Annotated in this window: 20 protein-coding genes, 1 tRNA gene, 1 other RNA gene and 3 pseudogenes; 13 read left to right on the top strand and 12 right to left on the bottom strand. The window is 68.6% G+C overall.

Translation table 11 applies throughout. The features are described from left to right. The 3 genes and pseudogenes from G3I71_RS42900 to G3I71_RS42910 form a co-directional block, all read left to right on the top strand. Window positions 1-1,792 (top strand): annotated as a pseudogene (locus G3I71_RS42900) (hypothetical protein); the annotation flags it as partial. Between the two features lie 20 nt (window positions 1,793-1,812). Continuing rightward, entirely contained in the window at window positions 1,813-2,349 is a 537-nt protein-coding gene (locus tag G3I71_RS42905) for a hypothetical protein (RefSeq protein ID WP_164323952.1), read from the top strand. A gap of 213 nt (window positions 2,350-2,562) precedes the next feature. Beyond that, window positions 2,563-2,742 (top strand): annotated as a pseudogene (locus tag G3I71_RS42910) (protein kinase); the annotation flags it as partial. A gap of 203 nt (window positions 2,743-2,945) precedes the next feature. Here G3I71_RS42910 and G3I71_RS42915 read toward each other — a convergent pair. Next, entirely contained in the window at window positions 2,946-4,121 is a 1,176-nt protein-coding gene (locus tag G3I71_RS42915) for a serine hydrolase domain-containing protein (protein ID WP_164323954.1), read from the bottom strand. Between the two features lie 89 nt (window positions 4,122-4,210). Then, window positions 4,211-5,554, bottom strand: coding sequence for a transcriptional regulator (locus G3I71_RS42920; RefSeq protein ID WP_164323956.1), 1,344 nt, complete (start codon window positions 5,552-5,554; stop codon window positions 4,211-4,213). Between the two features lie 256 nt (window positions 5,555-5,810). On the opposite strand from G3I71_RS42920, the gene G3I71_RS51865 reads away from it, so the two are divergent. From G3I71_RS51865 to G3I71_RS42935, 4 genes are all read left to right on the top strand, one after another. Beyond that, entirely contained in the window at window positions 5,811-6,302 is a 492-nt protein-coding gene (locus G3I71_RS51865) for an ATP-binding protein (RefSeq protein ID WP_164323958.1), read from the top strand. A 530-nt stretch (window positions 6,303-6,832) separates the two neighbouring features. Continuing rightward, entirely contained in the window at window positions 6,833-7,000 is a 168-nt protein-coding gene (locus tag G3I71_RS50550; RefSeq protein WP_203732901.1) for a hypothetical protein, read from the top strand. An 88-nt stretch (window positions 7,001-7,088) separates the two neighbouring features. Next, window positions 7,089-8,285, top strand: coding sequence for a cupin domain-containing protein (locus G3I71_RS42930; protein ID WP_164323960.1), 1,197 nt, complete (start codon window positions 7,089-7,091; stop codon window positions 8,283-8,285). Beyond that, window positions 8,219-9,076, top strand: a complete 858-nt coding sequence (locus G3I71_RS42935; protein WP_164323962.1) for an aldo/keto reductase — start codon at window positions 8,219-8,221, stop codon at window positions 9,074-9,076. Before G3I71_RS42930 ends, G3I71_RS42935 begins: the two co-directional genes overlap by 67 nt. Here G3I71_RS42935 and G3I71_RS42940 read toward each other — a convergent pair. Further along, the gene (locus G3I71_RS42940) at window positions 9,064-9,921 is read right to left on the bottom strand and encodes a hypothetical protein (protein ID WP_164323964.1); all 858 of its coding nucleotides are present in this window, start codon (window positions 9,919-9,921) and stop codon (window positions 9,064-9,066) included. The two genes, G3I71_RS42935 and G3I71_RS42940, sit on opposite strands and share 13 nt — an antisense overlap. Before the next feature lie 78 nt (window positions 9,922-9,999). Between G3I71_RS42940 and G3I71_RS42945 the strand changes: the two are divergent. Then, a pseudogene (locus G3I71_RS42945) lies at window positions 10,000-10,113 on the top strand (NUDIX hydrolase); the annotation flags it as partial. A gap of 48 nt (window positions 10,114-10,161) precedes the next feature. Here the strand turns inward: G3I71_RS42945 and G3I71_RS42950 are convergent. The 5 genes from G3I71_RS42950 to G3I71_RS42970 form a co-directional block, all read right to left on the bottom strand. Next, window positions 10,162-10,698, bottom strand: coding sequence for a hypothetical protein (locus G3I71_RS42950; RefSeq protein ID WP_164323966.1), 537 nt, complete (start codon window positions 10,696-10,698; stop codon window positions 10,162-10,164). Window positions 10,699-10,858: 160 nt separating this feature from the next. Beyond that, window positions 10,859-12,598 carry a relaxase/mobilization nuclease domain-containing protein gene (locus G3I71_RS42955; protein WP_239149701.1) on the bottom strand — a complete coding sequence of 580 codons (1,740 nt, stop codon included), beginning with the start codon at window positions 12,596-12,598 and terminating at the stop codon, window positions 10,859-10,861. 5 nt (window positions 12,599-12,603) lie between these two features. Continuing rightward, the gene (locus G3I71_RS42960; protein ID WP_164323968.1) at window positions 12,604-13,155 is read right to left on the bottom strand and encodes a MobC family plasmid mobilization relaxosome protein; all 552 of its coding nucleotides are present in this window, start codon (window positions 13,153-13,155) and stop codon (window positions 12,604-12,606) included. 373 nt (window positions 13,156-13,528) lie between these two features. After that, a complete protein-coding gene (locus tag G3I71_RS51870; RefSeq protein ID WP_239149702.1) occupies window positions 13,529-14,527 on the bottom strand; it encodes a DUF2637 domain-containing protein in 999 nt (332 codons plus the stop codon). A gap of 409 nt (window positions 14,528-14,936) precedes the next feature. Next, window positions 14,937-16,037: a DUF3631 domain-containing protein gene (locus tag G3I71_RS42970; protein ID WP_203732895.1), complete on the bottom strand. Its 1,101-nt coding sequence runs from the start codon at window positions 16,035-16,037 to the stop codon at window positions 14,937-14,939. A 478-nt stretch (window positions 16,038-16,515) separates the two neighbouring features. On the opposite strand from G3I71_RS42970, the gene G3I71_RS42975 reads away from it, so the two are divergent. The 3 genes from G3I71_RS42975 (at window position 16,516) to G3I71_RS42985 (ending at window position 18,751) form a co-directional block, all read left to right on the top strand. Continuing rightward, window positions 16,516-17,022 (top strand): helix-turn-helix domain-containing protein, encoded by a 507-nt coding sequence (locus G3I71_RS42975; protein WP_164323970.1) that lies wholly within the window; start codon window positions 16,516-16,518, stop codon window positions 17,020-17,022. 176 nt (window positions 17,023-17,198) lie between these two features. Continuing rightward, a complete protein-coding gene (locus tag G3I71_RS42980; protein ID WP_164323972.1) occupies window positions 17,199-17,504 on the top strand; it encodes a helix-turn-helix domain-containing protein in 306 nt (101 codons plus the stop codon). Window positions 17,505-17,515: 11 nt separating this feature from the next. Further along, on the top strand, window positions 17,516-18,751 hold the full coding sequence (locus G3I71_RS42985) for a tyrosine-type recombinase/integrase (protein ID WP_164323974.1): 1,236 nt from the start codon (window positions 17,516-17,518) through the stop codon (window positions 18,749-18,751). A 148-nt stretch (window positions 18,752-18,899) separates the two neighbouring features. Here the strand turns inward: G3I71_RS42985 and G3I71_RS42990 are convergent, their stop codons facing one another. From G3I71_RS42990 to G3I71_RS43005, 4 genes are all read right to left on the bottom strand, one after another. Beyond that, on the bottom strand, window positions 18,900-20,873 hold the full coding sequence (locus G3I71_RS42990) for a DNA recombination protein RecN (protein WP_239149703.1): 1,974 nt from the start codon (window positions 20,871-20,873) through the stop codon (window positions 18,900-18,902). After that, entirely contained in the window at window positions 20,870-21,448 is a 579-nt protein-coding gene (locus G3I71_RS42995) for an ABC-three component system middle component 2 (protein WP_164323976.1), read from the bottom strand. The genes G3I71_RS42990 and G3I71_RS42995 overlap by 4 nt, the downstream gene beginning before the upstream one ends. A gap of 40 nt (window positions 21,449-21,488) precedes the next feature. Continuing rightward, window positions 21,489-22,418 carry a serine/threonine protein kinase gene (locus tag G3I71_RS43000; RefSeq protein ID WP_343243262.1) on the bottom strand — a complete coding sequence of 310 codons (930 nt, stop codon included), beginning with the start codon at window positions 22,416-22,418 and terminating at the stop codon, window positions 21,489-21,491. A 366-nt stretch (window positions 22,419-22,784) separates the two neighbouring features. Continuing rightward, window positions 22,785-22,872: transfer RNA gene (locus G3I71_RS43005), tRNA-Ser, on the bottom strand. A gap of 73 nt (window positions 22,873-22,945) precedes the next feature. Between G3I71_RS43005 and ffs the strand changes: the two genes are divergently transcribed. Next, window positions 22,946-23,042, top strand: an RNA gene (gene ffs, locus G3I71_RS43010) — signal recognition particle sRNA small type. A gap of 92 nt (window positions 23,043-23,134) precedes the next feature. Continuing rightward, on the top strand, window positions 23,135-24,626 hold a 1,492-nt coding region (locus tag G3I71_RS43015; protein WP_164323978.1), incomplete at its 3' end, for a DNA polymerase III subunit gamma and tau.

A 24,626-nucleotide genomic window follows, 5' to 3' on the forward strand; every position in this document is an offset into this window, starting at 1 on the left:
GTCCCGCGCCCAGGCTGCGGCCGACGCCGCCGCAGCTGCGGCCCTCACCACCCACGCCGCCGCCGTCACCGCGCATGCGGCGGCAGCAACCGCGATCGCCGCCGCAACCGCTGCGCAGAAGAACGCCGCCGCCGCCGAGGTAGAGGCCAAGAAGGCCGCTGCCGCCGCCGTAACCGCGCGTACCGAGGCAACCGCTGCCCAGGAGGAAGCCGCCAAGACGGCCTCCTGGTCCGCCATCACCGCAGGCCAGGCCTACGCAGCCGGCGAAGCCGCCACCGCGGCCCGCGACTCGGCAGCCGAAGTCATCAAACCCGCCAACGACGCCATCAACATCGGCACCCCGTACAAGGAGACCGACTCCTCCGCCGCGTTCGCCGTCCTCGTCGGCCAGACCTCCATGACGCTGGCCGAACAGCAGGCGGCGGCAGCGAAGGCCAAGTCCGACGACGCTGCCAAGGCAGCGGCCGCCGCCAAGGCGCTCGCCGACAAGGCCGCAGGAGACGCCAAGGCGGCCGCCACCGCCGCTTCGGCGGCAGCGGCCGACGCCGCGAAGGCCACTCTCTCCGTGGCAGCGGCCCGCGCCTCCGCCGCTGCTGCGGCCAAATCCGCCGCTGCCGCCAAGAGGGCGGACACCAGCGCCCAGAACTACGACGCACAAGCAGGCGCTGACGCCAACTACGCGCAGGTCGCGGCCACAACAGCGAAGTCCGAAGCCGCCGCCGCCGACAACGAGGCCACCGCGGCGGAACGCGACGCGGCTGGCGCGCATACCGCCGCCACCGCAGCCGAAAGCGACGCGGCCAGTGCCCGTGGTACCGCCGCCCAGGCCGAAAAGGACGCCGGCGCCGCCGAAACGGCCGCCGCCAACGCCGACGGTGCTGCCAAGGATGCGGACAAGGCCGCCGACAGCGCAGAGGAGCAGGAGCGCAAGGACCAGGAAGCTGCCCGCAAAGCCGCCATGGCGACAGGCGACACGGGCGTCCTCGGCGCCGACCCGGGCCCTGCGTTGTCTGCCGACGACGAGGCCATCCTGCTCGCGGAATGCGGCCAGGGTTGCGTCGACGACTACCGGCAGGCGCGGGCAGCCCTGGCGATGACCATCGTCGAATGGCTCAAGGCGAACGGCGCGGAAATCCTGCTGGAAGTCATCGGCGTCAACAACATCAAACGCTGCATCGGCGAGTACGACGTCGAAAGCTGCCTCTGGTCGTTCGTCGACGTCGCCACACTGTTCGCCGTCGTCGGCAAGATCCCGGCCGTCAGCAAGGCAGTTGTCCGAGTGGCGACGGGCATCGCCAAATTCTTCGAGAAGGCGGAATGGGCCAAGCGGACCATGGAACGGCTGAGCCAGATCATCAAACTGGCGAAAAAGTTCCCCAAACCGTCCTGCTTGGACAAGTCCCTCGCCCGGACGTCCGGTATGGCGCAGATGGCGAGTTCGCTCGCTCAGTCCGACGACGTTCCGAAGGTTCCATGCCTGACGCTCCTCACTGCCGGTAAGAACTTCAAAGCGCACTACCTCAGCCACAAGTCATTGCTTGAGGACGTCCTCGGGAAAAAATACCCGAAATGGAAGGACGATGAAGGTGCGACGTTCCTCATCGACCTTTTGGAGATGATCCGTAGCGGTAAGCTCGCGTATAAGGGAATGGGGACACTCAACAAGACCGCAGGGCCCGGTCTGATCTTCCGTGGCGAAGGACTTACGCTGGTCCTGAAAGCCCCCGGAGAGTTCTGGACGCTCCTCAAGTCGGGCACGGGAATGGATTTGAAGATCGTGATGGTCGGGTGAGTACTACGAGGAGTAAGCCGGTGCATGAGATCCACTCCGTGTTCGAGCCCTTGGCCGGGCGGAGCGTCTGGGACGTCCAAGTACCCGGCTTCGTGGACCGTGATGAGGCCGTTCCACGGTTCATGCCGCTGGCAGCCACCGTCTACCTGGCTCTTGGCGAGGGATACTTCCGGCTCGACTCGGTCGGCAACTACGGACAGTTGGCCATGAGCCTGGTCACAGAGACGGAACCCCCTCCCGCGCTCCAGGGCGAGGACGAGGAGTTCACGCTCGCTTCCTGCGGCGATTCCTTCTTCGCCGACTCCTACTCCGAGTACCGGATCACGCGGATTCGCTATGCGCTCAACAACGAGTCCGTGCCGGGCGGCGGAACGGTGAGGTGCGCGGAGTTCGAGTTCGAGAACCGCTTCGTCGTCTTCGCCGACCCGATGTATCACTTCGGAATCCGATTGCAGGGCGTGGGCGCCTACGACCGCTGGGTCAAGGACAGCCGGGACGAGTCGGCCGCGTTCGGGCCGACCCGGGAGGGAATCTGGGTGCCGGCCAAGACCACCTGAATCCGGATATCCATGCCGAGGCGATCCAGAAAACCGGCTTGAGGTCGGGTTTCCCTTGGAGCGCCCGGTCGGCGAGGGTGTGACTGAACGTGCAGAAGCTCCGTTGAGGCAGGCGTGACCTCAAGTCACCTGCGTGCAACGGAGCTTCTGCAATTCCTGGGCCTGAACTCGTGATCGGCCGCGCTCGCCTGGAACCTGGAAGGAGATGAGACGTTGCCCGGCCCAACCCCTGAACTGCCGACCGTGGTGCTCGACGCACTCATGCCCACGACTCAGCGCGTGGTCATCAACCGTCAAGGCTCCACGGTCTGGGAGGTGGAGAGCCACCGGGGCCACTACGCCGTGAAGCTCGGCTATGCCATCGAGGCCACCGCCGAATGGCCTGCCCAGCCCAAGTGAGGGATGAGCTGCATCCATGAGAGGCGGGAATGCTCCTCCCCTCCCTGTCAGTCTGTGGTGAGACGCACGGTATGCCGGGTTATCTTTCCTGGGCGAGACACGAGTCCACCCCGTACCCTCCCTGGTGCTCCCCCGGGATTGCGGCTGTCGTGTAGTGACATGGTGGGTCAAGTCGAGCGAGGGACCGGTGGCGTTGGTCAACACGGCGGCGACCTTCGCACCGCGTCCACCAGCGACGTCGCACGCACATCGTCGGGACCGCCAATGATGTGGTTCATCACGTAGCCGAAGGCGATGCCGTGCTCCGGGTCGGCGAAGCCGAGGGAGCCGCCGCGGCCGGTGTGGCCGAAGGAGTTCGGGCCGGCCATGGGGTTGGCCTCGGTGGGCAGCATGTATCCGGAGCTGAACCGGCTGGGCACCACCATCACCTGGTCCGCACCGCCGGCCTGCTCCTTGGTCGCCGATGCGAGGGTCCCGGGATCGAGCAGGCGTACGCCGTCCACCTCGCCGATCAGAGCGGCGTACATGCGCGCGAGTCCGCGCGCGGTGCCGATGCCGTTGGAGGCGGGGAGTTCCGCGGCCTGGACCTCGGGTGAATTGAAGTCGATCTCGGCTGGGTCGGTGACCTGGAACGCCCTGTTGCTGAACGAGTTCGGGTCGCGCCAGGCGGCGACCAGTTCGCGGAGCTCCGGGGGGATCTCCTCCGGCGGTACGGCGGTGAGGTCGACCTCGGGCTGCTGGTACACCATCCGGCTGACCCGGTCACGTTCGCTCGCCGGCAGTCCGATGAAGAAGTCCAGTCCCAGCGGGGCGGCGATCTCGTCGGCGAAGAAACGGCCCGGCGTGCGCCCGGAGACCCGGCGGATCACCTCGCCGACCAGCCAGCCCCAGGTCCGGCCGTGATACCCGTGCGCGGTGCCCGGCGTCCACTGTGGGCGTTGAGCGGCCAGCGCGGCCACCATGGGCTGCCAGGCCAACGCCTCGGCCAGTGGGACCGGTTGGTCCAACGCGACCACGCCGGCCTGATGGGACAACAACCAGCGCACCGGGATGTCCGCCTTGCCGTTCGCGGCGAACTCCGGCCAGTACGTGGCCACCGGGGCGTCCAGGTCCAGCGCGCCGCGCTGGGCCAGCAGATGTGCTGCGGTTGCCGTGGCTCCCTTGGTCGCCGAGTAGACCAGTTGCAGTGTGTCCCGCGTCCACGGACGACCGGTGTCAGGGTCGGCTGTCCCACCCCACAGGTCCACCACCGGCCGACCGTCCTGGTAGACGCACACGGCCGCGCCGATGTCCCCGTGTCGGGCGAAGTTCGCCGCGAACGCTTCGCGCACCGGCTCGAACCCGGCCGCGACCACACCGTTGATCGTCGTCATGCCGCCCATCCTGGCATTTCGGTTCATGGGCCCGGGATCCTGCATCCCCAGCACGGTCTCCTCGCTCCCGGTGCCCAAGCCGCTACCGGTCAGGCAGCGACAGACAGCGCCTGAAGACGCTCACGGAACTCACGGACAGCGGGGACGGACCTGTGCGGTTGGAGCTGCTCGGCGAACTCCTTCAGGCGGTCCAGGGCCCGAACGGAGCTGACCTTGTCTTCGAGCAGCCCGGCGCCGTGGTTCGCGGCGTCGAGGGCTCCGTCCAGGTCGTTTCCGGCGAGGCGGGCCTCGGCCAGACGGCTGGACCGTACGGCCTTGTCCCGGGGCGCGGCCTTCTCGACGGACGTCTCCAGCGAACTCGTCGCGCGCTCCACCTGGCCCGAGCGCAGCAGGACCTTGCCCTCGGTCGACTTCAGTTGCGCCTCGCCGAACCAGTCGAGCCAGTCAGGGTTCTCCTCCACGGTGTGGCGCTCCCAGAGGAGACCGGCACGGTTCAGGGCTGTGCCGGCCCGCTGGTGATCGCCGTCGCGGGACAGTGCTTCGGCCTTGTGCAGGTAGAGGAAGGACTGCGTGTAGGGCGACAGCGTGCGAGGAGCGTTGTCGATGGCGGTCGAGATGAGATCGACCCGCTCGGCGGTCCGTCCGGCCTCGGATACGTGGACTCCCATCTCCGCCAGGACGAAGGCCCCGAAGGCGTCGTCTCCAGCGGTACGGGCGCTGCGAAGGGCTCCGACGTAGTACCGCTGGCCTGCGGACCGCAGCCCGGCGTCGTAGGCCATCCACCCGGTCAGGTGCGACACCCGGGCCGCCAGCGCGTACAGACGTGTGTGGATCCCGTCTGTGTACCGGCCGGCGCTCAGGAGACCGGTGATCAGGGCGAGATCGCCGCGCGCCTGTTCCAGGAGCCGCGCGCCTCCGAGTTGGTCATCGAGCGTACGGAGTGTGCTGATGCGCTGCTCGATCGTTGAGACCATCGTGTCCGTGACACGGTCTCCGTTGAGCGCCGCGGCGAAGGCGGAGGGGGCCTCGACCCAACTCGCCGCGAGCCCCGTCAGGGCGGCGCCGGTGATGGTGAGAAAGCCTCGACGGTCCAAGCGGCCACTCCCCACGAGATCGGCCAATGCCTCAACGGTACCGGCCTCGTTCCAGGGAGCGGTGAGCCCGGTCACCTCCCAGACGGGAAGCCACCGCGGCCACCCGTCGGCCCGCACCAACTCGTACGGAACGCGCAGGAGGTCCGCGAGCACGCGCTGAGCATCCGCGTCAGGCTCCTGCCCCTGCTCCCACTTCCATACGGTCGTCCGGTTGGTCGCCAGCGGGATTCCGAGCAATTTCCCGTGCGCCTGCATGAGTCGAGCGAATTCGGCCTTCCCCCATGCGTGCGACTGGCGGACGAAGGCCAACGGGTGGACTGCTAGCGGCTCACCGGGCACGTCATCACTCCCGTCATCCCCTCAGAGCGTGGTACGGAGGCTACTTGCCGTGTGCACGTGTGGAGGGTCGTCCCCCAGAGAAACCCCCCAGAAACGTTCCGCGTCGGCACGCTCTGGCCGTTGACTGAGTATCAGCCGCTCAAGAGGTCTTCGCACAGCACGGCAGCCTCTTGTACGCCTGCCCAGATCGGCGGCTTCGTCCCCGCTCCCCGTCGGGGACGGAGCCGCTCCCCCCATCCGCTTCGGAGGCGTTCCCATGCCCACGCTCGTCACTCGTATCGTTCTCGCGGGCACTGAGGGAGAGGTATCTCCCGCCCGGCGCGCGGTCGTTGACCAGGTGCGTGCGTGGGGCGTTCCCCTGGATGACGAGACGGCTGACACGATCCGGCTCGTCGCTTCCGAGCTCATCACCAACGGCGTGGTCCACGGCGAGGGGCCGGTCACCGTGGTTCTTTACCACCGACCGGGCAGTCTGGTGATCGAGGTGCTTGACGGCAATCCCGGTGCCCCGACCTTGCGTTGCGCGCAGGCGGAGGACGAGAGCGGGCGTGGTGTGGCCTTGGTCGACTTCCTTGCGGTGCGGTCGGGGTGGGAGCCCGTCGGGCGCGGGAAGCGTGTTTGGGCTCAGCTCGTGATCCCGAAGCCGGCGCCCGCCGTTCGGGCCGCCGTCCTACGCCAGTTCTTCGCCATCCGGCCGATCCCTGATGCCGGAACCGTGCCCGAGCCGCTCGCCCTGGCGGTCACCTGATGGGACGTCACACGTTGCGCCCTTCCCCACTGCCCGATGCCGATGAGGTGTTCCGTCCGACGCGTCGGGACATCGACCCGGTCACAGGCGAGCCGACCGAGTACGCGCTGTGGGACCGCCACGAGTGGGAGCCACGCGGAGACTGCTGGCTTTGGTGCGGACGCCACGACGTCGAGGTGACTTGGATCGGCCCCGTCCTCTCCAGCGGCATCCACGCGGCGCTGTACTCCTGCCGCGCGTGCTTGTACGCGCTGGATCAACGAGTCCTGGAAGCCAACATGCGCCAGGACACGAGTGCCCCGCCAGTGACCCACTGGCTGAGATAGGCGGATTCGGGCCGTCGGCACAAGACCGCGGCCCACCGCACCACCCCCTGACCGCCGCCCCTGCGCCTCCGTTCCCCTGCGGCCGTGGGGGCGGCTCTCGGTGCGCTTCTCCCACGGCGCAGCAGGCATCACCGCGGTCTCCGCGATCCGAACAGACTTCCCGCCGGGGCCCCGGCGGGAGAACCGAAGAGGAAGGAGCACGAGGTGGCACCACACATCACGCCGCCGCCGGCCCCGAGTGGCCTCCTGGTGGCGGTTGAGGAACTGACCGCCGTCCACGACAGGTACGACAGCCTCCGGTCCGACAACCAGGGCAGCTCCGGCGATGCCCCGTGGCCGGGTGGTGACGGCAACCTGACCGACACCGAGTAGCACCGGCGGCGGGGGCCGCACGGTCCGTCGTGCGGCCCCCGCCGTATCCGCGTCCGCGTCACGCAGTCGAACTCATGAGGAGGCAGTGATGGAACACCGGTTGATCAGCGCCATCGAGGCGGCGCTCGGATGGAGCGGAGTGGACGAGCTAGGCAAGGGCTTCGTACGCGGAAGCATGGACGACCCTGCCCTCGTCTCCCGCGTTCTGACCCCGAACCGCCTGCTCGACATCGCGATGCGCAGGAGCCTGAACCGCCCGCAGTTCCGGTGCTTCCAGAAGGGCGAGGAAGTCCACCCGGCCATCTACTACACCGACACCGTCAGTCCCCGGGGCCAGAGCATGCCCATGGTCAACATGCGGAGTCTGGGCAGGCTCCTCGGGGAAGGCGCGACGCTCATCCTCGATCAGGCCAACGTCTTCGACCCGACTATGGAGGTCACCTGCCGAGCGTTGCAGTGGTGGTCACACGAGCGGGTGCAGGTCAACGCGTACCTGACGACGAACGACGCGTCCGGCTTTCCCCTGCACTGGGACGATCATGATGTGGTGATCATCCAGCTCGCGGGTGAGAAGGAGTGGGAGGTACGCGGAACCTCCCGCAAGGTCCCCATGTACCGGGACTCCGATCCCAACACCACCCCGAGCGAGGAGATCGTCTGGGCCGGTTTGATGAGGACCGGCGATGTGATGCACATCCCCCGTGGCCACTGGCACCAGGCGACCCGCAACGGCCACGGATCGGGCAACAGCCTGCACGTCACGTTCGGGATCACCCAGCGCACGGGAGCGAGTTGGCTCGCGTGGCTGGCGGACTGGTCCCGAGAGCACGAGATCTTCCGGCACGACCTGGATCGCGTGCAGGGGAGCGGCACCCAGGCCCTGGCCGAGGCGGCCACGCGACTGATCGGCGAGCGGTCTCCGGCCGAGTTCCTGGCCGCGTACGAGCAGGCGACGACACTCCCACGGCACGTCCCGTTCCTCGACATCTTGGGGCCGCTCGACGCCGTCGTGTGCACGACGCACTTCCCTCCCCGGATCCGGGAGAACGGCGAGACCGTCGAGGTCGTGGCCTCGGGGAAGAAGATCACCCTCGCGGCCAAGGCCGTGCCGGCGTTGCGTCTGCTGTTGAGCGGCAGGCCCGTTCCGCTGGAGCAGGCGGCGGCCGTCGTCGGGGCCGAAGTGGCGGAGGTGGCCGAGATCCTGGTGGAGGAGGAGCTGTGCGCGGTACTGACCCCGGAGTTGTCCTCGGGCTACACCGGTCTCGTCACGAACGCCGTCTCCTGACCGGAGCGTTGGACCTCGACGTCACGGCGATCGACACCAGCGCCAACTACCTCGGTTTCCGCTCACACGAGGTCCTGGCGCACATGGCCGCCGATCTGCTGCCGAAGTTCACGCTCTCCACGAAGGTGGGCTATTTCCCGGGACCCGACAGGGCGGAACACTCCCTGGACCCCGTTCGGTTGTACGAGGCTGTGGAAAAAGCGTGCCGGGACCTTGGCCGGGAGCCGGACCTGGTGTTCCTGCACAACCCGGAACACTCGCTTCGAGAGGCCGCCCCTCACCGCCGGGACCTGCTGGCCCAGGCATGTACCGTCCTCGACGGTGCCGCGGCGAAGGGACTGTGCGGCGCCTGGGGCATCGCGTCCTGGGACCCGTCACCGCTGCCGGGCCTGATCGACGCGACCATGCCGGTACCGGCCGTCCTCATGGTCCGCGCCGGCCTGCTCGTCGGCATCGGCACGCTCGATGCCGCCGACGCCCTCACTGCGGCGTGGGGCCTGAGCGACGACAGGGTGTGGGGCATGAGCCCCTTCGGAGGCAGCACCAGTGCCCCGGTGTGGAGCAGGATCGACCCCCGTGTCTTCCTCCGAGACGGCGGCGGGTTCTCCCGGGCACAGGCCGCGTTCCGGGCGGCCTACCGACTCCCACAGGTCGGCACGGTCGCTGTGGGTACCGACGAACCCGCCCACCTGGGCGAACTCCTTGTCGCCTTGGCGAGCGGGGTCGACGAGAGGGCGATCCACCAGTACCGGAGTCTCCTTCGAGCCCGGTCGAACGGTCAGCCCGTCTGAAGTTCCGCGACGATCTGCTCCGCCAGGCGGCGGGCGGGCTCCAGCCGAGGGTCCTGCGGGTGTGCGTCCGGCCCGAGGATCTTCGAGCAGACGAACAGTGTCATCAGCTTGCCGTCCCGGCTCTCGAAATCACAGCGCCGCTCCAGCCGTACGCGATCTGCCAGAGCCGGGACGGCAAGGGAACTGCTCCACAGCGAGGCGGAGTCCAGCCCCTGTGGCGCGTTCCCCCAGTCCTCCCAGTCGAAGAGGCGGAACGTCGGCGCGGTCATGTTGGCCCAGTTCAGATCCGCGTGGGCCGGCACCCACAGCTCGACGGTCGTGTCGAAGTCGTCGGAGAAGACACTACGGATGGACTCGGTGACGAGGGCCTGTGTGATGGTGACGGTGTCCGGCGTGGCGATACGCCTCGTGTCCTGAGCCGCGAGCCTGTCCATCGAGGTGTTGAACGCCTGCCACCACTCATCGGACAGCTTCGGGTCGTCGCTCAGTACGGCAGTGCCGATCGGCGTTCCCGGCAGGAGTTCGGTCTCGTCGGCCCGCCACATCACCGGCTCGTCCCGGTCGCGCCAGACTACAGACCCCTGCCATTCGGGCTGGGCGATGCCCTCCAGACGCGCTGCGCACTCGGTGCCGTTCCATCCCTGGACGCCGATCCTGTCGAGCCCGCGCCGCTCGATGCGCACCCACGTGTCACGACCCGTCCGCGCCCCCACCGAGCGGCGCTTGCGCACCACGGTGTCCCGCTCCAGGCGCGTCTGAAGCGACCCCTCCACGTGACCAAGGATCTCTTCCACGGGTTCAACCCGCAGGTCGACGGCACGAGTTGTTGATGCCGAGAGCGTCATACGCGCGACCGTAGCACCGGACAATCCGCCCCACGTTCATCTCGGCCAACAGGGAGTGGCTTCGCGAGCGAGGCGACGAACACCGACGAGTTGGCCGAGCTCGCGTGGGTGGCACTCGCCGATATCCCCGGCTACGTGCCGTACGGGCTCTTCGAGCCGGTGCAGGAGCATCTCGACGCCACGCTGAGGTGACTCACCGACCCAGGTCTGGGTTGACAACTCTGCTGGATGGCCGGGAGGTTACCCCTTGCTCCCCTTGCTCCCCTGCGAACGGAGACGCTCGTTCTCCCTCTCCAGCGCGGCTACACGTCGCTCAAGCTCCGCACGGGTCGGCTTCTTTGGCGGCGGAGAAGCTGCTGGCTTCGGAGGAGAGGGCGGTTGACCGGCCAGCCCGATGGGCTCGAAGGCCACGATCCCTGATGGGTCCTTCCCGCACTCCGGGCACTTCATTGACGACGAGCCGTGCAGCGTGGGCTTGCCATTCTCACGATGCCGCCGAGTCTCGACGATGTGGCCGCAATAGAGCCGTACGCGCCACCGCATGATGTCGCGCTCAGGCGTCTTGCCGCTATGCAGCATCTCCAGCACCTTGACTACGACGGCACGGCGACCTGCTGCGAGCACAGGGTCTGCCCGCTCTTTGGCCCTCTCTTCAGCGGCCTGTTTCTCCACGCAACGTCTTATGTCCTCCCACTGCTTCTGCTGTCGGTGATCGGCTCGGGTGAGCTGGTAGTCCTCCAGAGGACAGCCGTAGCTCTCGTACTCCACCTCCCGCATGGCCGAAACCGTAGCCTCGGGCAGCGGAAAGCTCAGGCAGAGTTCGCTTCCGATCGGCCGTGGTGCCGCCCTGAGCAGAGCTGACAGCCGACGAGAGCGAAACGGTCGTACGCGACCGAGTGGACTCCGTGACCAGTCTGGCCTCTCGGCCACAGTCGGGCTACTGCCGCCGGGGGCGGCTGTTCCGTCCTGGAACGGCGGCAGGGCTGGCCTGCTGCGGTGCAGGAGTCGCGCTTCCCGCAGGCCATGTCCCGGTGGTCGAGCGTCGGCGGGCGGCTTCGGCACGGCGGTTGGGTACGGGGTTGCGGCCGGTGTGCTTGATACGGGTGATCAGGACACGGGCGGGCTGGCGGGCGGTGGTCAGTTCGCGCTGCGCGGCGGCCTCCTTGAGCAGTTGGTGGGGCTGGTGACCGCCGGCCTCGGCGTCGGCGAGGACCGTGGCGAGTGCGGGCCAGCTGGCGTCGGTGAGGATCCGCTCGGCGTGGTCGGGGACGGCTGCGCGGACGTCGCTGGCCAGAGTGCGGCGGGCCTCTTGTTTCGGCTGGCGGCGTTCCAGTTCTGCGAGTGTGGGGACAAGGGCGTGGTCGGCGGCGGTCTGGAGGTGCTGGACGGCCTGGCGGGCGGCGTCGGCCTGGTGGGCGTGGTGCTTCGCCTCGTGCCAGCGTCCGGCGACGATGGTCGCCCAGACGAGGGCTGCGACGAGAGCTGCGAGGGCGCTGCCTTCGGGGCCGGTGGCGGTGCTGACGATGTCGCGGGCAGCGATGCGTACGGTGTCGGCGGCGCGGTCTTCGGCTCGGATCTGGGAGCGCTGGGCTCGGGCGAACGCCTTGGACGCGGCCTGGAGTTCGACGCGTAGATCCGCTGGGGCCTTCTGCGCGGTGGCTTCCATCAGTTCGCCAAGGGCCGCGATGTGAGCCTGGGCCCGCGCGTCTCCGCCTTCGTCACCAGTGCCGGTGTCGGTGAGCTGGCTGTGGAGGGTGTCGAGGGCGTCGGTGGCCTGGTGCCAGGGGGTTGTGGGCCGGTTGCGGCGGGCGGTGGGGTGTTCCTCCGGTTGGCTGGTTTCCAGGCGCGTCTTCAACTTGGGCAGGGAGAGGTCGGGGGCGACCTTCCCGCCTGGCTTGTAGATCTGCTCGCCGTTCTTGTTGAGGTCGCCGGGGCGGCCGACGGCATAGCCGAGGAGATCGCCGGATGGCCCGCGCTTGGGCTTGACCAGGACGTCGTCGGCTTCGAGGTAGGCGAGCAGTTCCTCGGCGTCGGTGACATGAGGGATGGCGGCGCGGATGCGGTCTTCGAGCCACTGTTGGCTGGTCTGCTCCCAGCCGAGGCGTTCGGCTTTGTGCATCTCGGCCTGGGTGGGGCGTCGGGTGCCGGTGCGGTCGCCCTTCTTGAGTTGGCGCAGCCCGTAGTCCTTCTCGATCTCGCGGCACTCGTCGCCGACGCGTATGCCGCTGTCGTGGAGTTTGGGGCGACGGCCGTCTTCGCGGACGGTGGTGGCGAGGATGTGGATGTGGTCGTCCGCGTGGCGTACGGCGATCCAGCGGCAGGCCAGGTCGTCGCCTTCGGGCGAGATGCCGGCGGCGGCCACGATGCGCTGGGCGATCTCGCCCCACTCGGCGTCGGAGAGATGGCGGTCCTCGGGGGCGGCGCGGACAGGGCAGTGCCAGACGTGGTCGGTGACCGGCTTGCCGAACTCGCTGTTGCGTAGTCGGACGGGCTCATTCAGGTAGTGGCCGAGTCCGGTCAGGGTGGCCATCTCGTTGCGGCCGGGGTCGGGCATAGCGAGCATCGCGAAGGCGGCGACCATGTGTGGATCGAGGTGTTCGTCGTGGGTTCCGCGGCCATAGAGGTAGGCGAGCAGCCCGCGGGTGTTGGATCCGGCCGGTTTGATGGCGGCGATCATTTCGGTCAGACCTCCGTCGGGTCGGCGGGCTCGCGCAGGGCTTCGGCGATCAGGGAGAGCAGGTGGTGCAGCTCGTCGAGGCGCTCACGCACGTCGGGCGGGGTGCGGTCACTGTTGAGGGCGCGGGCGATCTGGTTGACATTGACGCCGATCCGGTTGAGGTGGCGCAGGACCTGGGCGCGGAAGTGGTGCGTGCGGCGGCGGTCCTCGGACAGCGGCAGGTTGGCGGTGAACCGGCCAGCGACGAAGGCGAGGACGACGTCGGCGGCGAAGCCGGAATCGCCTTTGTAGCCATGCTCGGCGGCAGCCTCTTGGAGACCTGCGTGCTCGTCACCGGTGAAGCGCATCGGGCCGACGCGGACGGTGCGCTTGTTGCCGGTGAAGCGGCGGATCGTGGGCTGTGTGCTCTTCACGGCGGGCTCGCCGACGGCAGTCTCGGCGGCACGATCAGGGCGCAGGGTCTCGCGCTGGACGGTGTGGAGCGTGTCCGGGGCAGGGCCGCCCTCGCCTCCGGCCTCCCGGTCCGGCGCCCCCTGGCGCTGGGCCGTCTCCGCCACCCCTGGGGCGGAGACCCCCCGAATCCGGCCTTGAGTCGGACTCGGGGTACTACTGGCTCCGCCAGGAGCCCCTTTACCAAATGCCCGGCGCCAAAGGGCCTTCAGGTCAACGGACTTCGATGGCTGATCCGGACCTTCGGCGTTGTTCTCGCCGAGGTGCGACCTCTTCTTCACTGCATTGTCTCCTGTTGGGGCGCGTGGGGCTGTGGGCACCCCTGCGCTGTCTGGGGCGTACGGGTGGGATGGTCCGGGCGGCCAGCGGTTTGGCGGTGCTGCGGTTCGTGGACAGGGGGTTGCTGGTGGCGCGGCTGCCGGGGTGTCGGCAGCCGCGCCGGCCTACCGGATCGGGTGGGCTATGGGTGTCCGGGTGGGTTCAGGTCTGGTCGGCGAGGGATCGCTGGCCGGGGTGCTCGCGGGCCTGGGCGGCGCGGCGGACCAGGGTGATGGCCTCGGTCAGGCGGATGGTTCCGGCGCCGAGCCCGGATTCGGTCAGGGCCTTGCGGGCGCTGTCGCGAGTGATTGCGTCCGGGTCCGGGTGGGCTGCGGTGATCACCTCGGCCAGCCGCTCCAGGGACGCCATAGGTGGGCGTCCGCCCTGGCTCTGAGCGCGCGGTACGGAACCCTCGTCCTGCCCCTGGTCTGCACCGTCGGGCTCGTCCTCGGACTCGCTGTGCGGGGAGCCGGCCGGCGGCACGGTTCCCGTGCCGCTGTCCAGATCGACGCTTCCGGACCCCAGGGCGCCCGGAACCGTTGCTTCGCCGGGCTGCGCGATCCCGGCCTGCTGGGGCTGAGGCAGGTCGTGCCGCTCAAGCCGCTTCCGCTGCTGGGACGGATCCGCCGACAGGGTTCCGTCGGCCTGCTGGTGCCGGTACGGAACCCGTGCGGTGGTGGGGTGAACCGACGTTCCTGCCGGGTCGGTGCCGCCGTAGCGGGTGATCAGGATGTGTAGGTGGGTGGCTCCGGCCAATGCAAGCGGAGCGATCGCGGACAGGACGGTGACGGTGATGTCGTCGAGATGGAGGTCCACGGTGCCGGGCTGGTTGAGGTCGAGGGCGTGCAGACCGTTGGCCCAGATACTGGCGGCGGTGGCGGCGATGAACAGGGTCCACGCGTACAGGCGCGCCGGCAGCGGGGCCTCGCGCAGAACCAGCAGGGCGCGGACGCCGTAGGCGATGAAGCCGTCGATCACGACGGGGAAGAGGTAGGTCAGGTGGGGGCGGACGTGGACGGCGGTGGCCATCTGCCGCAGCGCATCGTAGGAAAGCGCGCATCCGGCGATGCCGAGCAGGACGATGGCGAACCGGTCCCACGATGTGGCGCGGTGGCGGCTGGTGGGCGTGGCGGGCGTGGTGGGTATGGCGGTGTCGGGCATGGGTGTGGTCCCCCTCGGGGTGCGGTCTTGGGTGGGGGTGAGTGGTGATCCGTCTTGGCCGTCTTGCCGTTGACGGTGCAGGTCAGGGGCGGGACGGCAGGTGTTCTGTACGGTGTCTCAGCGCCGTCCGGACGCGTCCTGCCGTACGGCGTCGGCTCGGCGGCCGTGGTCGCACCCGTTGGCTCGACAGGAGTGCTGGTGCCGTCGGCTCGGAGCCCGGGACGGATGCCTATCCGTCTTGGGACGCTGTGCCGTCTTGGCCGGAGCTGCTTTGACCTGCGCTTATACGGCAGGGACGGCACGAGACGGATATGGACCGGGATTGTCCTTCGGCGGCGTCCGCGCCCGTAGCGGGGTGCCCGTCGTGGGTGCCGCCGTCGAACGGTCGGCGGCGGCACCCACGCGGGGGTCAGTCGGTCCGTACGTCTCTGGCGTCGTCCGGGCCGGTCTCGGGGTGGACGGTGGGGCAGTAGCGCTTCCAGGCGTCGGTGAACTTCGCCCGGGTGTAGCCCTTGAGCTGGGTGCCGTCGGGCATGCGGACGTTGCCGGAGCGGATGCCGTACTCGCGCAGCAGCCCGGACAGGGCGCGCGGGTTGAGCCCGCCCCGCCCGGCCTCAGCCCAGGGGGCTTCGGGGTCGGAGTTGAGGCGGTAGAGCAGGGCGTCGGTGGAGACGCTCTCGGGGTCGCCGACGGCGGCGAAGGCGCGGCGGATGTCGGCGAGGATGCGGGCGTTGGAGGGGTTGTCCTCCTCGGCCTGGGCCTCGGCGGTGACCATCTGCGCGCACGCGGTGCGGGCGCGCTCGGGCCAGGTGCCGCCTGCGAGGTCGGCGACGATCACCAGAGGCTCCCAGGTGTCGGCTGCCCGGTCCTCGACGGGCATCCCTGGCTCCAGGTGCAGGGCCTGCTCGCTCACCGAGGCGGCCCAGCGCGCGAGACGGGCCCGCAGGTCGTGCAGGCTGGGGCTGTCGCGGCGGGTCCGGTACGGGCTCACCTGCTCGCCTTCCGCCCGGCGGCGCATCCGGATCACGACGGACCGGTCCATGATCGTGTCGGGCAGGTCGCCGATGCCGGCGAGCGCCGCCATGGCGAAGGTCGCGAAGGAGTGGGGTGTGTGCTCCTTGCCGACCACTCGTAGTACCGGTCGGCCGCGCTGGTGCCCGGCGTTGAGCAGACCGCGCATCTCCTCGTTCTTCTCGGCGACCTTGGGGCTGCCGAAGATGGTGTCGGCTTCGTCCACGAGGAGGGTCGGCGGCTCGTCCGAGATCGAGCGGAAGATGGCCGCTGCCGTGGAGTTCACGGTGATGACGGGCCTGTGGACCGTCTCGGTGAGCAGGTCGAGCAGGCGGGACTTCCCACACCGCTTCGCCGGGCCGACCACAGCCAGACGTGGGGCGTGCTGCCACACCTGCTGGAGGTGGGTGGCCGCGATCCACAGCACGGTCGCGTCCAGTGCCTGCTCGCTCGGGAGGACCACGAAGCGGGCCAGTGCGGTGCGCAACTCATCCAGCAGCGCGGCGGCGTCCGGCTGCCCACGGTCCGGTGTCGGGGTGCCGGTCGGAAGGGATGCCGCAGGGGCGGCGGGGGCGGTACTCTCGTTCACGGAGATCCTCACTCGGCGGCTCCGGGGGGCAACCCGGTCCGCCGTGGTCGACTGTCCTGGGATGGGCGGTGGCGAGGTTCCTGCAGCCCCCGGTGTTCGTAGCGCCGGGGGTTTTCGCGTTCCTCGGGGCACCTAGGCGATTCAACCTCCTGGCGGTTCGGCAGTAGATGCCCTTATGGCATAAGTGTGCACGAGCGTCCGCCCGTAGTCAACCTTTCAGCGCATCGGAAAACTAATCCCCTCAGGTATATTCGCTGCTCAAGTCCATAGTGACGCGTGCCACATGTGGGGCTATTCTCTTGCGGGTTGGGGTATCCATGCTGGTATGGTTTAAGGGTGGAGGCATGGCTACCTTCGCCGGCCGAGAAAGAGGAGGGAGGTCAAAGAAGTGGACGATGCCAAGCCGCAGCGTTGGGCTCCGCCGGAGGGCGAAGCTCTGGTGGCGCATAACCTGAAGGTCCTACGCATGACGGCCCGCCTGTCCCAGGAGGACATGGCGGAGCGCATGCGCCGCCTGGGCTTCAAGATGCACCAGACCCAGATCGCCAAGATCGAGAACGGTGCCCGGAGCATCAGCCTTAACGAGGCCCTCGGCTTCGCCAAGGCTCTCGGCGTCCCTGCTGGTCACTTCCTGCTCGAAGCTGTCGCCAGCCGCGACGATCCTCACTGGGAGTTGCAGGAAGCGGCCTTCGACATTCAGAAGGCCGAACAGGAGCACCAAGTCGCCCAAGATCTCGCCGACGCCGCGAAGACCAGACTTGAGGCGGCCGAGGCCCGATACGACGAGATCGCCGAGCGTCTCGGCGTCGAGCCCGACCCGGGGAGCCTCTCGTTCTACCCGGCTCCGAACTCGCCCGGGGATCCGCTCCGCAGCGGTTCTGCCGACGACGAGTAACCGCTCGGCGGAGATCTCCTCTGGCGCCTGAACGGGGTCTTCGAAGCCCATCCACCGCCGTCCCTCGGTGCTACGAACACCGAGGGCCACCAGCGCGGACACCGATCCAAGCCCACCGCCCATCCCGGACAGTCCAGCGGTCACGTTGCCCCGTGACCGCCGAAAGGCGATCCTGCATGCCCACCACCCTGCCCCCGCTCACCCGTATCGCCGACGCGCTCGGCGTCCCCGAGCAGCGGCTCCGCACTCTCGTGCTGGAACACACGGCACCCACCCCTGACGCGACTCTCGCCGCGCTCACCGTCGAGGAGGCCGCCCGTCGCCTCGGTGTCGGACGCACCACCATGTACGCGCTCATCGCCTCCGGCGAGGTCCAGTCCGTCCGCATCGGCCGCCTGCGCCGAGTGCCTGCCGATGCCCTGGCCGCCTACCTCGCCAGCCGCTCCCAGGCTCCCGCCCCGACCGTCGCCCTCGCGGCCTGAAGGGGGCGGACATGGCCAACTCCCGCCAGCCCAACGGCGCCTCCTCGATCTTTCTCGGCAAGGACGGCAAGTGGCACGGCTACGTGACCGTCGGCGTCAAGGATGACGGCAAGCCCGACCGGCGCCACGTCAAGCGCAAGACCCGCGCCGACGCCACCAAGGCGGTCCGCGAACTGGAACGCAAGCGCGACTCCGGCACCGTCGGCAAGGCCGGGCAGACCTGGACCGTCACGACCTGGCTGACCCACTGGGTCGAGAACATCGCTGCACCACACGTGGGCGAGAACACCATCGACGGCTACCGCGTCGCCGTCTACCACCACCTCATCCCCGGCCTCGGCGCGCACCGCCTCCCCAAGCTGGAGCCCGAGCACCTGGAGCGCTTCTACGCCAAGATGCGGAAGGCCGGCAGCGCCGCCGGTACCGCGCACCAGGTCCACCGCACCGTGCGCACGGCCCTCAACGAGGCGGTGCGCCGAGGTCACCTCACCGTCAACCCCGCCTCCGTCGCCAAGGCGCCACGCCTGGAGGAGGAAGAGGTCGAGCCCTACACGGTCGAGGAGGTGCAGAAGCTCCTCGACCTGGCCAACAAGAGCCGACACCCGGCGCGTTGGGTCATATCCCTGGCACTCGGACTGCGTCAGGGCGAGGTCCTCGGGCTCAAGTGGACGGACGTCGACTTCGAGCTGCGGGTCATGACGGTCCACCGCAACCGCCTACGGCCCCGGTACGAGCACGGCTGCGGCAACCGCTGCGGGCGCAAGCCCGGCTACTGCCCCCAGAAGGTCAACATCCGACGTGAGACCAAGGACACCAAGTCCCGCGCCGGACGTCGGCCCATCGGCATCCCCGAACCACTGGTGCGGCTCCTGCTCCAGCACCGGCGAGAGCAGGAGCGGGACCGCCGACTGGCCGGCGACCTCTGGACGGAGAAGGGGTACGTCTTCGCCTCCCCGATCGGCGAGCCCCTCAACCCGAACACCGACCACCACGAGTGGAAGGAACTCCTGAAGGCGGCGGGCCTGCGCACAGGCCGTCTCCACGACGCCCGTCACACGGCGGCGACCGTGCTGCTGATCCTCGGTGTCCCGGACACGGTCGTCGACGCGATCATGGGCTGGGAACCGGGCAAGTCCGCCCGGATGCGCCGCCGCTACCAGCACCTCACCAACAGGGTGCTCACGGACACCGCGGACAAGATCGGTGGGCTGCTCTGGCCGCTGCCCGAGGTGCCGCCCGTCGTCTGAGCGCCGCGCACTACAACAGCGTGGCCGTCGGCCCGAATGCGTTTGCATTCGGGCCGACTTGGGCTGGGGCCCCTACGGGTCCCGCCCCCCCGGAGGGGGCGAGGAGGTTATTCGGGGCTGCCTTCGTCTGTAGTGGTCTCGTCGTCGATCAGCCCGTAGGGGGGCGGTCCTCGTTGCGGCTGTACCGGACGACGACGTGCTCTTCCACGAGCACGGGCGGACTGTTGTCGACGATGATCACTTGGGCACCGGCCCCCTGTTCAGCCAGCCAATTGCTTAGATGGCGGTAGAAGTCGTCAATGGCGATCGCGTCTGCGATTACCGCATCCCGGGTGGCGCCGTGGCCCAGGTTCTTCTGTGGGCTGTCGATCATGAGGAAGCCGGGGTGGGCTGCCGATGTTTCGACGGCGACCTCGAAGACGGCCAGCTGCCAGGCCAGGGTCAGGAGTGTTCGGGCGCCGGATGATGCCTCGCGGTAGGAGTCGCCGCGTACGTGAGGAACCAGGTTCGTGTCGATCATCGGCTGGCTGAGTTTCGGGTAGCGCCACTGCCGCAGGAGGTCGCTGTACCGGCCGCTGATTCGGCCGACCACCAGGTCCCGGTCCTGTGCGGCATCTCCCAGCCGGTCGCGTTCCTCCCGCAGACGTTCGATCTGTGCCTCCTGCCGCTCCACGAGCGCGGCGCGCTTCTCCAGGCCAGCCTGAAGCTTCGTCGCGTTCTCGGCGTGCTGGAGATGACGGAGGACTTCCTCGCGCCGGCGCTGGAGGTCGTCGCGAGCGGCGAGGAACGGGGTGACGGTGGGCGAAGTGGCTTCGTCGACCGCGGCCGCGGCACGTTCTTCGTCGATGGAGGCGTCTTCTGCCTGGAGCTTCAACGTGGCGAGCGAGCTGTCCAGGCCCTCGATGTAGGCAGTGATCTCCTTCAAACGGGCCTTGGTGGCCCTGACCTCGGCCGCGACGTCCAGACGCCCTTCATCCGACGAGTGCTCAGCTGTGGCGGTGCCGAGCGTCAGGTGACCGTCGCCATGGGGCAGCTCGTGGCTGCAAAGACTGCACGAGCCGTTTTCCACCGACGGGGGAGCGGGCAGTCGATTCAGGCACGCCGGGCAGTTAGTGACGCTGAGGGGGTCGAACAGGCGCTGCGCTTCGGCCAGCATGTTGAGCTTGACGAGGTCGTCCGCGTACTGCGCCCGCAGCGGCATCATCCGAGTGAGTTGCGTCTCGCAGTCACGTACCACGCCGGCGGTTTGCCGGGCGCGCTGGGCAGCTTGCTGGTGCTCGCGGCGCAGACGCCCGGCGAAGGCGGTGCCGGCTTGCGCTGCCTCGTCGAGGACCCGTAGTTGCTCGGTCAGCTCCCGCAGCTCGCCTTCGTATTGCTCAGCGATCAGCGCGCCGACCGTGGGAACGTCCTGCTCGTCGACGAACGCCCGTGCTGCGGCGAGTTCGGAGCGTGCCTGGGTGAGTCGGGCACCCAGTTCCTTGATGCGTTGCCCAAGCTCGACGGCGCGGTCGTCGTGAACGCCGAAGACGACGTCGACCACCTGCTTCAGCTTGTGCTTCTTCATGTACTCGTTCTCGAACAGGAAGTTCTTGGAGGCGACGCGCTCGTTGGGCAGAAACGCGAGGTTCATGAGGTCGCGGATACTCAGGGGGTCGGTCCGGGACTCACGGCTGGAGGGGGCCTCCCGCAGCTGGACGCCTTCGAGCTTGCAGTGCCCCAGCAGCAGAGCGGAGAGGCTCTCGGGTGCTCCCGCCGGCTCGATGGTCTTGCTCTCAGGCTTGGAGAGCGGCGGGCTGTCCAGCGTCCCCCGGCGTACGTAGGCAACCTTCGACGGTTCCCCGACGGGCCGCTCGATGACGTGCGGTTCGCCGGACAGCTCGACTTCCAGAAGGCAGGAACGGACCTTCCGCAACACCTCAGGATGCCGTGGATGGCGCTTCCCGCCGAGGCCGTAGGCGATGAACTCCAACACCGCGGTCTTGCCCGAGCTGAATGCCCCAGCCACCACGGACAGGTCCCGCACCCGCTGGTCCTGCGTGAAATCGACGTCATAGTTCCGGCTGACGCCAGCAAGGCGCAGGCGCCGGATCCGGATGCCAGGCAGAGGCTGCATGGTGGTCATCCCTCCCAGGGCATGTCAGGTGCCTGCGGTCCCGGACCCAGCACGCTGAGGAGCGCGGCACCGGGACCGCCCTCGCCATCCGGCCGCAGCCACCGTGCGGTCTGTTCCCGCAGCGCCTTGTCGCTGAGCTTGCGGAGGCTACGCACGACGATGGATGCCGCAGTGGTGAACGACGCGGCGTAGGTGGCGGTGAAGCGAGCCCCGAGTTCCCGACCACGGTTGCTGATCGAATAGGCGAAGGCGCCGTTGCGGTTGTGGACGTCGCAACACCCGTATGCCACGAGCAGTCCGAGATCATGCTGGATGCGCTCGCGTCGACTGGTGAAGCGCTGCGAGGAGGACGCATACGAGAGCACCTGCGGATCAAACCCGGCCAGCCTGAGCATATTGCCCTCTCGGCCCTCGGAATCGACGACGAGGAAGGGATTCGCAGACAGGAAGTCGTAGTAGCCGATGCGCTCCAGGCTCACCCCCTTCGCGTCCTGTCCGGCGACAGCGTCGAGAAGAAGCAGCAGCTGCGCCAGCCGGAAGGTCACCTCGTCCTCCGGCATCATCACCGGCCGGTGTGCTTCCACAGCGAACTCCTCGTAGGTCTGACAGGACAGGCGACGGCGGTCAGCCGTCGGAGTGCTCGGCGGCGATCTGCCACCAGTGTTTGACCCAGCCCGCCTTGCGGTTGTCCACGAGCCGGTGGACCAGCCCCCAGCTGTGTACCAGCTCCAGGCGGAGCGACTTCGGCAATTTGTCGTGCTCGTTACGGACGTCCCGCCAGACACGGGTGTGGAGAACCCGAAGCGCGTCCTCGGCCGCGCATTCGTTGAACTGCATCTCCCATAGCCCGTGGAGCGTCGCATCGGCAGAACTGAGCGCCGCCACCTCAGCCGGAACATCCTTGTGCGCGATCTCGCGAGCCACCAGATCGGCATTGAAGAACTGCTTCTTGGCTGAGTCCAGCTCCACGTGGCCGGCCTCGGCCATCTGCCGAACGAACAAGGCGGAGCCAAGGGCGGCTGCCTTGTCGTCCTCGACGTCGAGGACCAGCCGAAGCTGCTCCACGGGGGCCTGAGCGAGGGCGGCCTGAGCGTACGTCTCGTAGAAGCCGCGACGGACGTCGTCGCCCTCGGGGCTAAGCAGCTTCTTCCGGAGGGCGGTCTCGTCCCAGAGCTGGATGACGAGGCTGTGTTCCTTTTCCCTCGCCTTCGACCACGTGTCCCACCATGCCGTCATGGGGCCGTCCATGCTGGAGGGGATGCACAGAATCCAGCTGGCGATGGTGTGGCCGTTATCGACGGCTGCCTTCAGCACGTTGTCGAGCGACTCTTTGACCTGCTGTACGTGCTTCTTGGTGGTGACCGGCATGAAGTACTTGGACTGCCACACCGTGATCGCTCCGCCGAGGTTCCCGGCGAAGGCGTCGATACCCCAGTCGCCCGGGTTCGCAGCGATGGACCGTACGTTCGGGGTCGTCGCGGCGGCAAGCTGAATGATCATCTTTTCGAAGTCTTCGCGGGCTCCGCCGGCGCTTGCCCCGCGGAGTGCGTGCACGTCCAAGCTGATTGGCTGGACACCCGTCGGCACGGCTATCGAGTCAGGCACAGCCCACCCCCCTGCGCCGGTAGTTGCACACAAGACGTTCCCTGTGGTCACACAGCGTATTGGTGGAGCGTAACCAACTCCCACTCATCTGATCAACAAGTGGAACGCGCTGGCATCTCAAACATGGACCACCGCGCAGGACCTGCGGGCCACGGTTCAGGCATGCAGTTCGTCTTGGCGAGAGGGCTGCAGCCCTCTCCCGCAGGGAGCCGTCGCCGCCTGATCGCGGCAACTGCAACCCAAACTGCAACCCTCGACGAAGAAGGGCCCCACCGCGAACGGTGGGGCCCTTCGACATCGTGCCCGGTGAGGCACTGGCGGAGGATACGAGATTCGAACTCGTGAGGGGTTGCCCCCAACACGCTTTCCAAGCGTGCGCCCTAGGCCACTAGGCGAATCCTCCGACGCGAACATTACATGACCGTGGGTGGTGCTTGCGAACTCGTTCGGACCCCCTGCGATCAGGTACGCTGGGCCTCAGCCCCTCACGCGGCGCTATCTGACTGAACTCCCCCAGGGCCGGAAGGCAGCAAGGGTAGGTTGGCTCTGGCGGGTGCGTGGGGGGTCTTCTGTGTGCCTGGCCGGACTGGCCGGAGCGGCGTCCCGTGCGAGGTGAGCCGGGCGGGCGGGGTCGACTGTCAGTGGGGCCCGATATCGTCGTGAGCGTGTCGTCCCTTGCGCTGTACCGCCGCTATCGCCCGGAGTCGTTCGCCGAGGTCATCGGGCAGGAGCATGTAACCGACCCGCTGCAGCAGGCGCTGCGGAACAACCGGGTCAATCACGCGTACCTGTTCAGCGGGCCGCGAGGCTGCGGCAAGACGACCAGTGCGCGCATCCTGGCGCGCTGCCTGAACTGCGAGAAGGGGCCGACGCCGACGCCCTGCGGCGAGTGTCAGTCCTGCCAGGACCTGGCGCGCAACGGGCCGGGGTCGATCGACGTCATCGAGATCGACGCGGCGTCGCACGGTGGTGTGGACGATGCCCGTGACCTGCGCGAAAAGGCCTTCTTCGGGCCGGCGAGCAGTCGCTACAAGATCTACATCATCGACGAGGCCCACATGGTCACGCCGGCCGGTTTCAACGCGCTTCTCAAGGTCGTCGAGGAGCCCCCGGAGCACCTCAAGTTCATCTTCGCGACCACGGAACCCGAGAAGGTCATCGGGACGATCCGCTCCCGGACCCACCACTACCCCTTCCGCCTGGTCCCGCCGGGCACGCTCCGCGAGTACCTCGCCGAGGTCTGCGGGCACGAGAACATTCCGATCGCCGACGGTGTGCTCCCGCTGGTCGTCCGGTCCGGCGCGGGTTCCGTACGAGACTCGATGTCCGTCATGGACCAGCTGCTGGCCGGCGCCCGTGCCGACGGGGTGACGTACGCCATGGCCACCTCCCTGCTCGGCTACACGGACGCCTCGCTGCTCGACTCCGTGGTCGAGGCGTTCGCCTCCGGGGACGGAGCGGCGGCCTTCGAGGTCGTGGACCGCATCATCGAGGGCGGCAACGACCCGCGCCGTTTCGTCGCTGACCTGCTCGAACGGCTGCGCGACCTGGTGATCCTTGCCGCCGTCCCGGACGCGGCGGAGAAAGGGCTCATCGACGCCCCTGTGGACGTGATCGAGCGTATGCAGGCCCAGGCCGGCGTCTTCGGCGCCGCCGAACTCAGCCGCGCCGCCGACCTCGTCAACGACGGGCTCACGGAAATGCGGGGCGCGACCTCGCCCCGACTCCAGCTGGAACTCATCTGCGCGCGCGTGCTGCTCCCCGCCGCGTACGGCGACGAGCGCTCCGTCATGGCTCGGCTCGACAAGCTGGAGCGCGGCGTCAACTTCTCCGGCGGCCCCGCGGTGGGCATGGGCGGCGCCGGAATCGCCATGGGGTACGTCCCGGGACCCGGTGCGCACGAGGGTGTGGTGTCCGGCGGTCCCGCGGGTGCCCCGGTTCCGGCGGGCGGCGGGGTCGCGGCGGCGCGGGTGGCGGTACGCGGGGATGCGCCGGGCATGCCTGACCTGCCCGCTACGGCGGACACGACAAACACAACCGGCGCGCCCACCCCGCACTCCCACCCCCAGGCTCCGGTGGCACCGAGCCCGGCATCGACCTCGCCCCCGGCGCCGGTGGCACCCGCCCCGGCCGCCCCCGGCGCCTGGCCCACCGCGA

The sequence above is a fragment of the Streptomyces sp. SID12501 genome (assembly GCF_010550245.1).
In the GTDB taxonomy this organism is placed as follows: Bacteria; Actinomycetota; Actinomycetes; order Streptomycetales; family Streptomycetaceae; genus Streptomyces.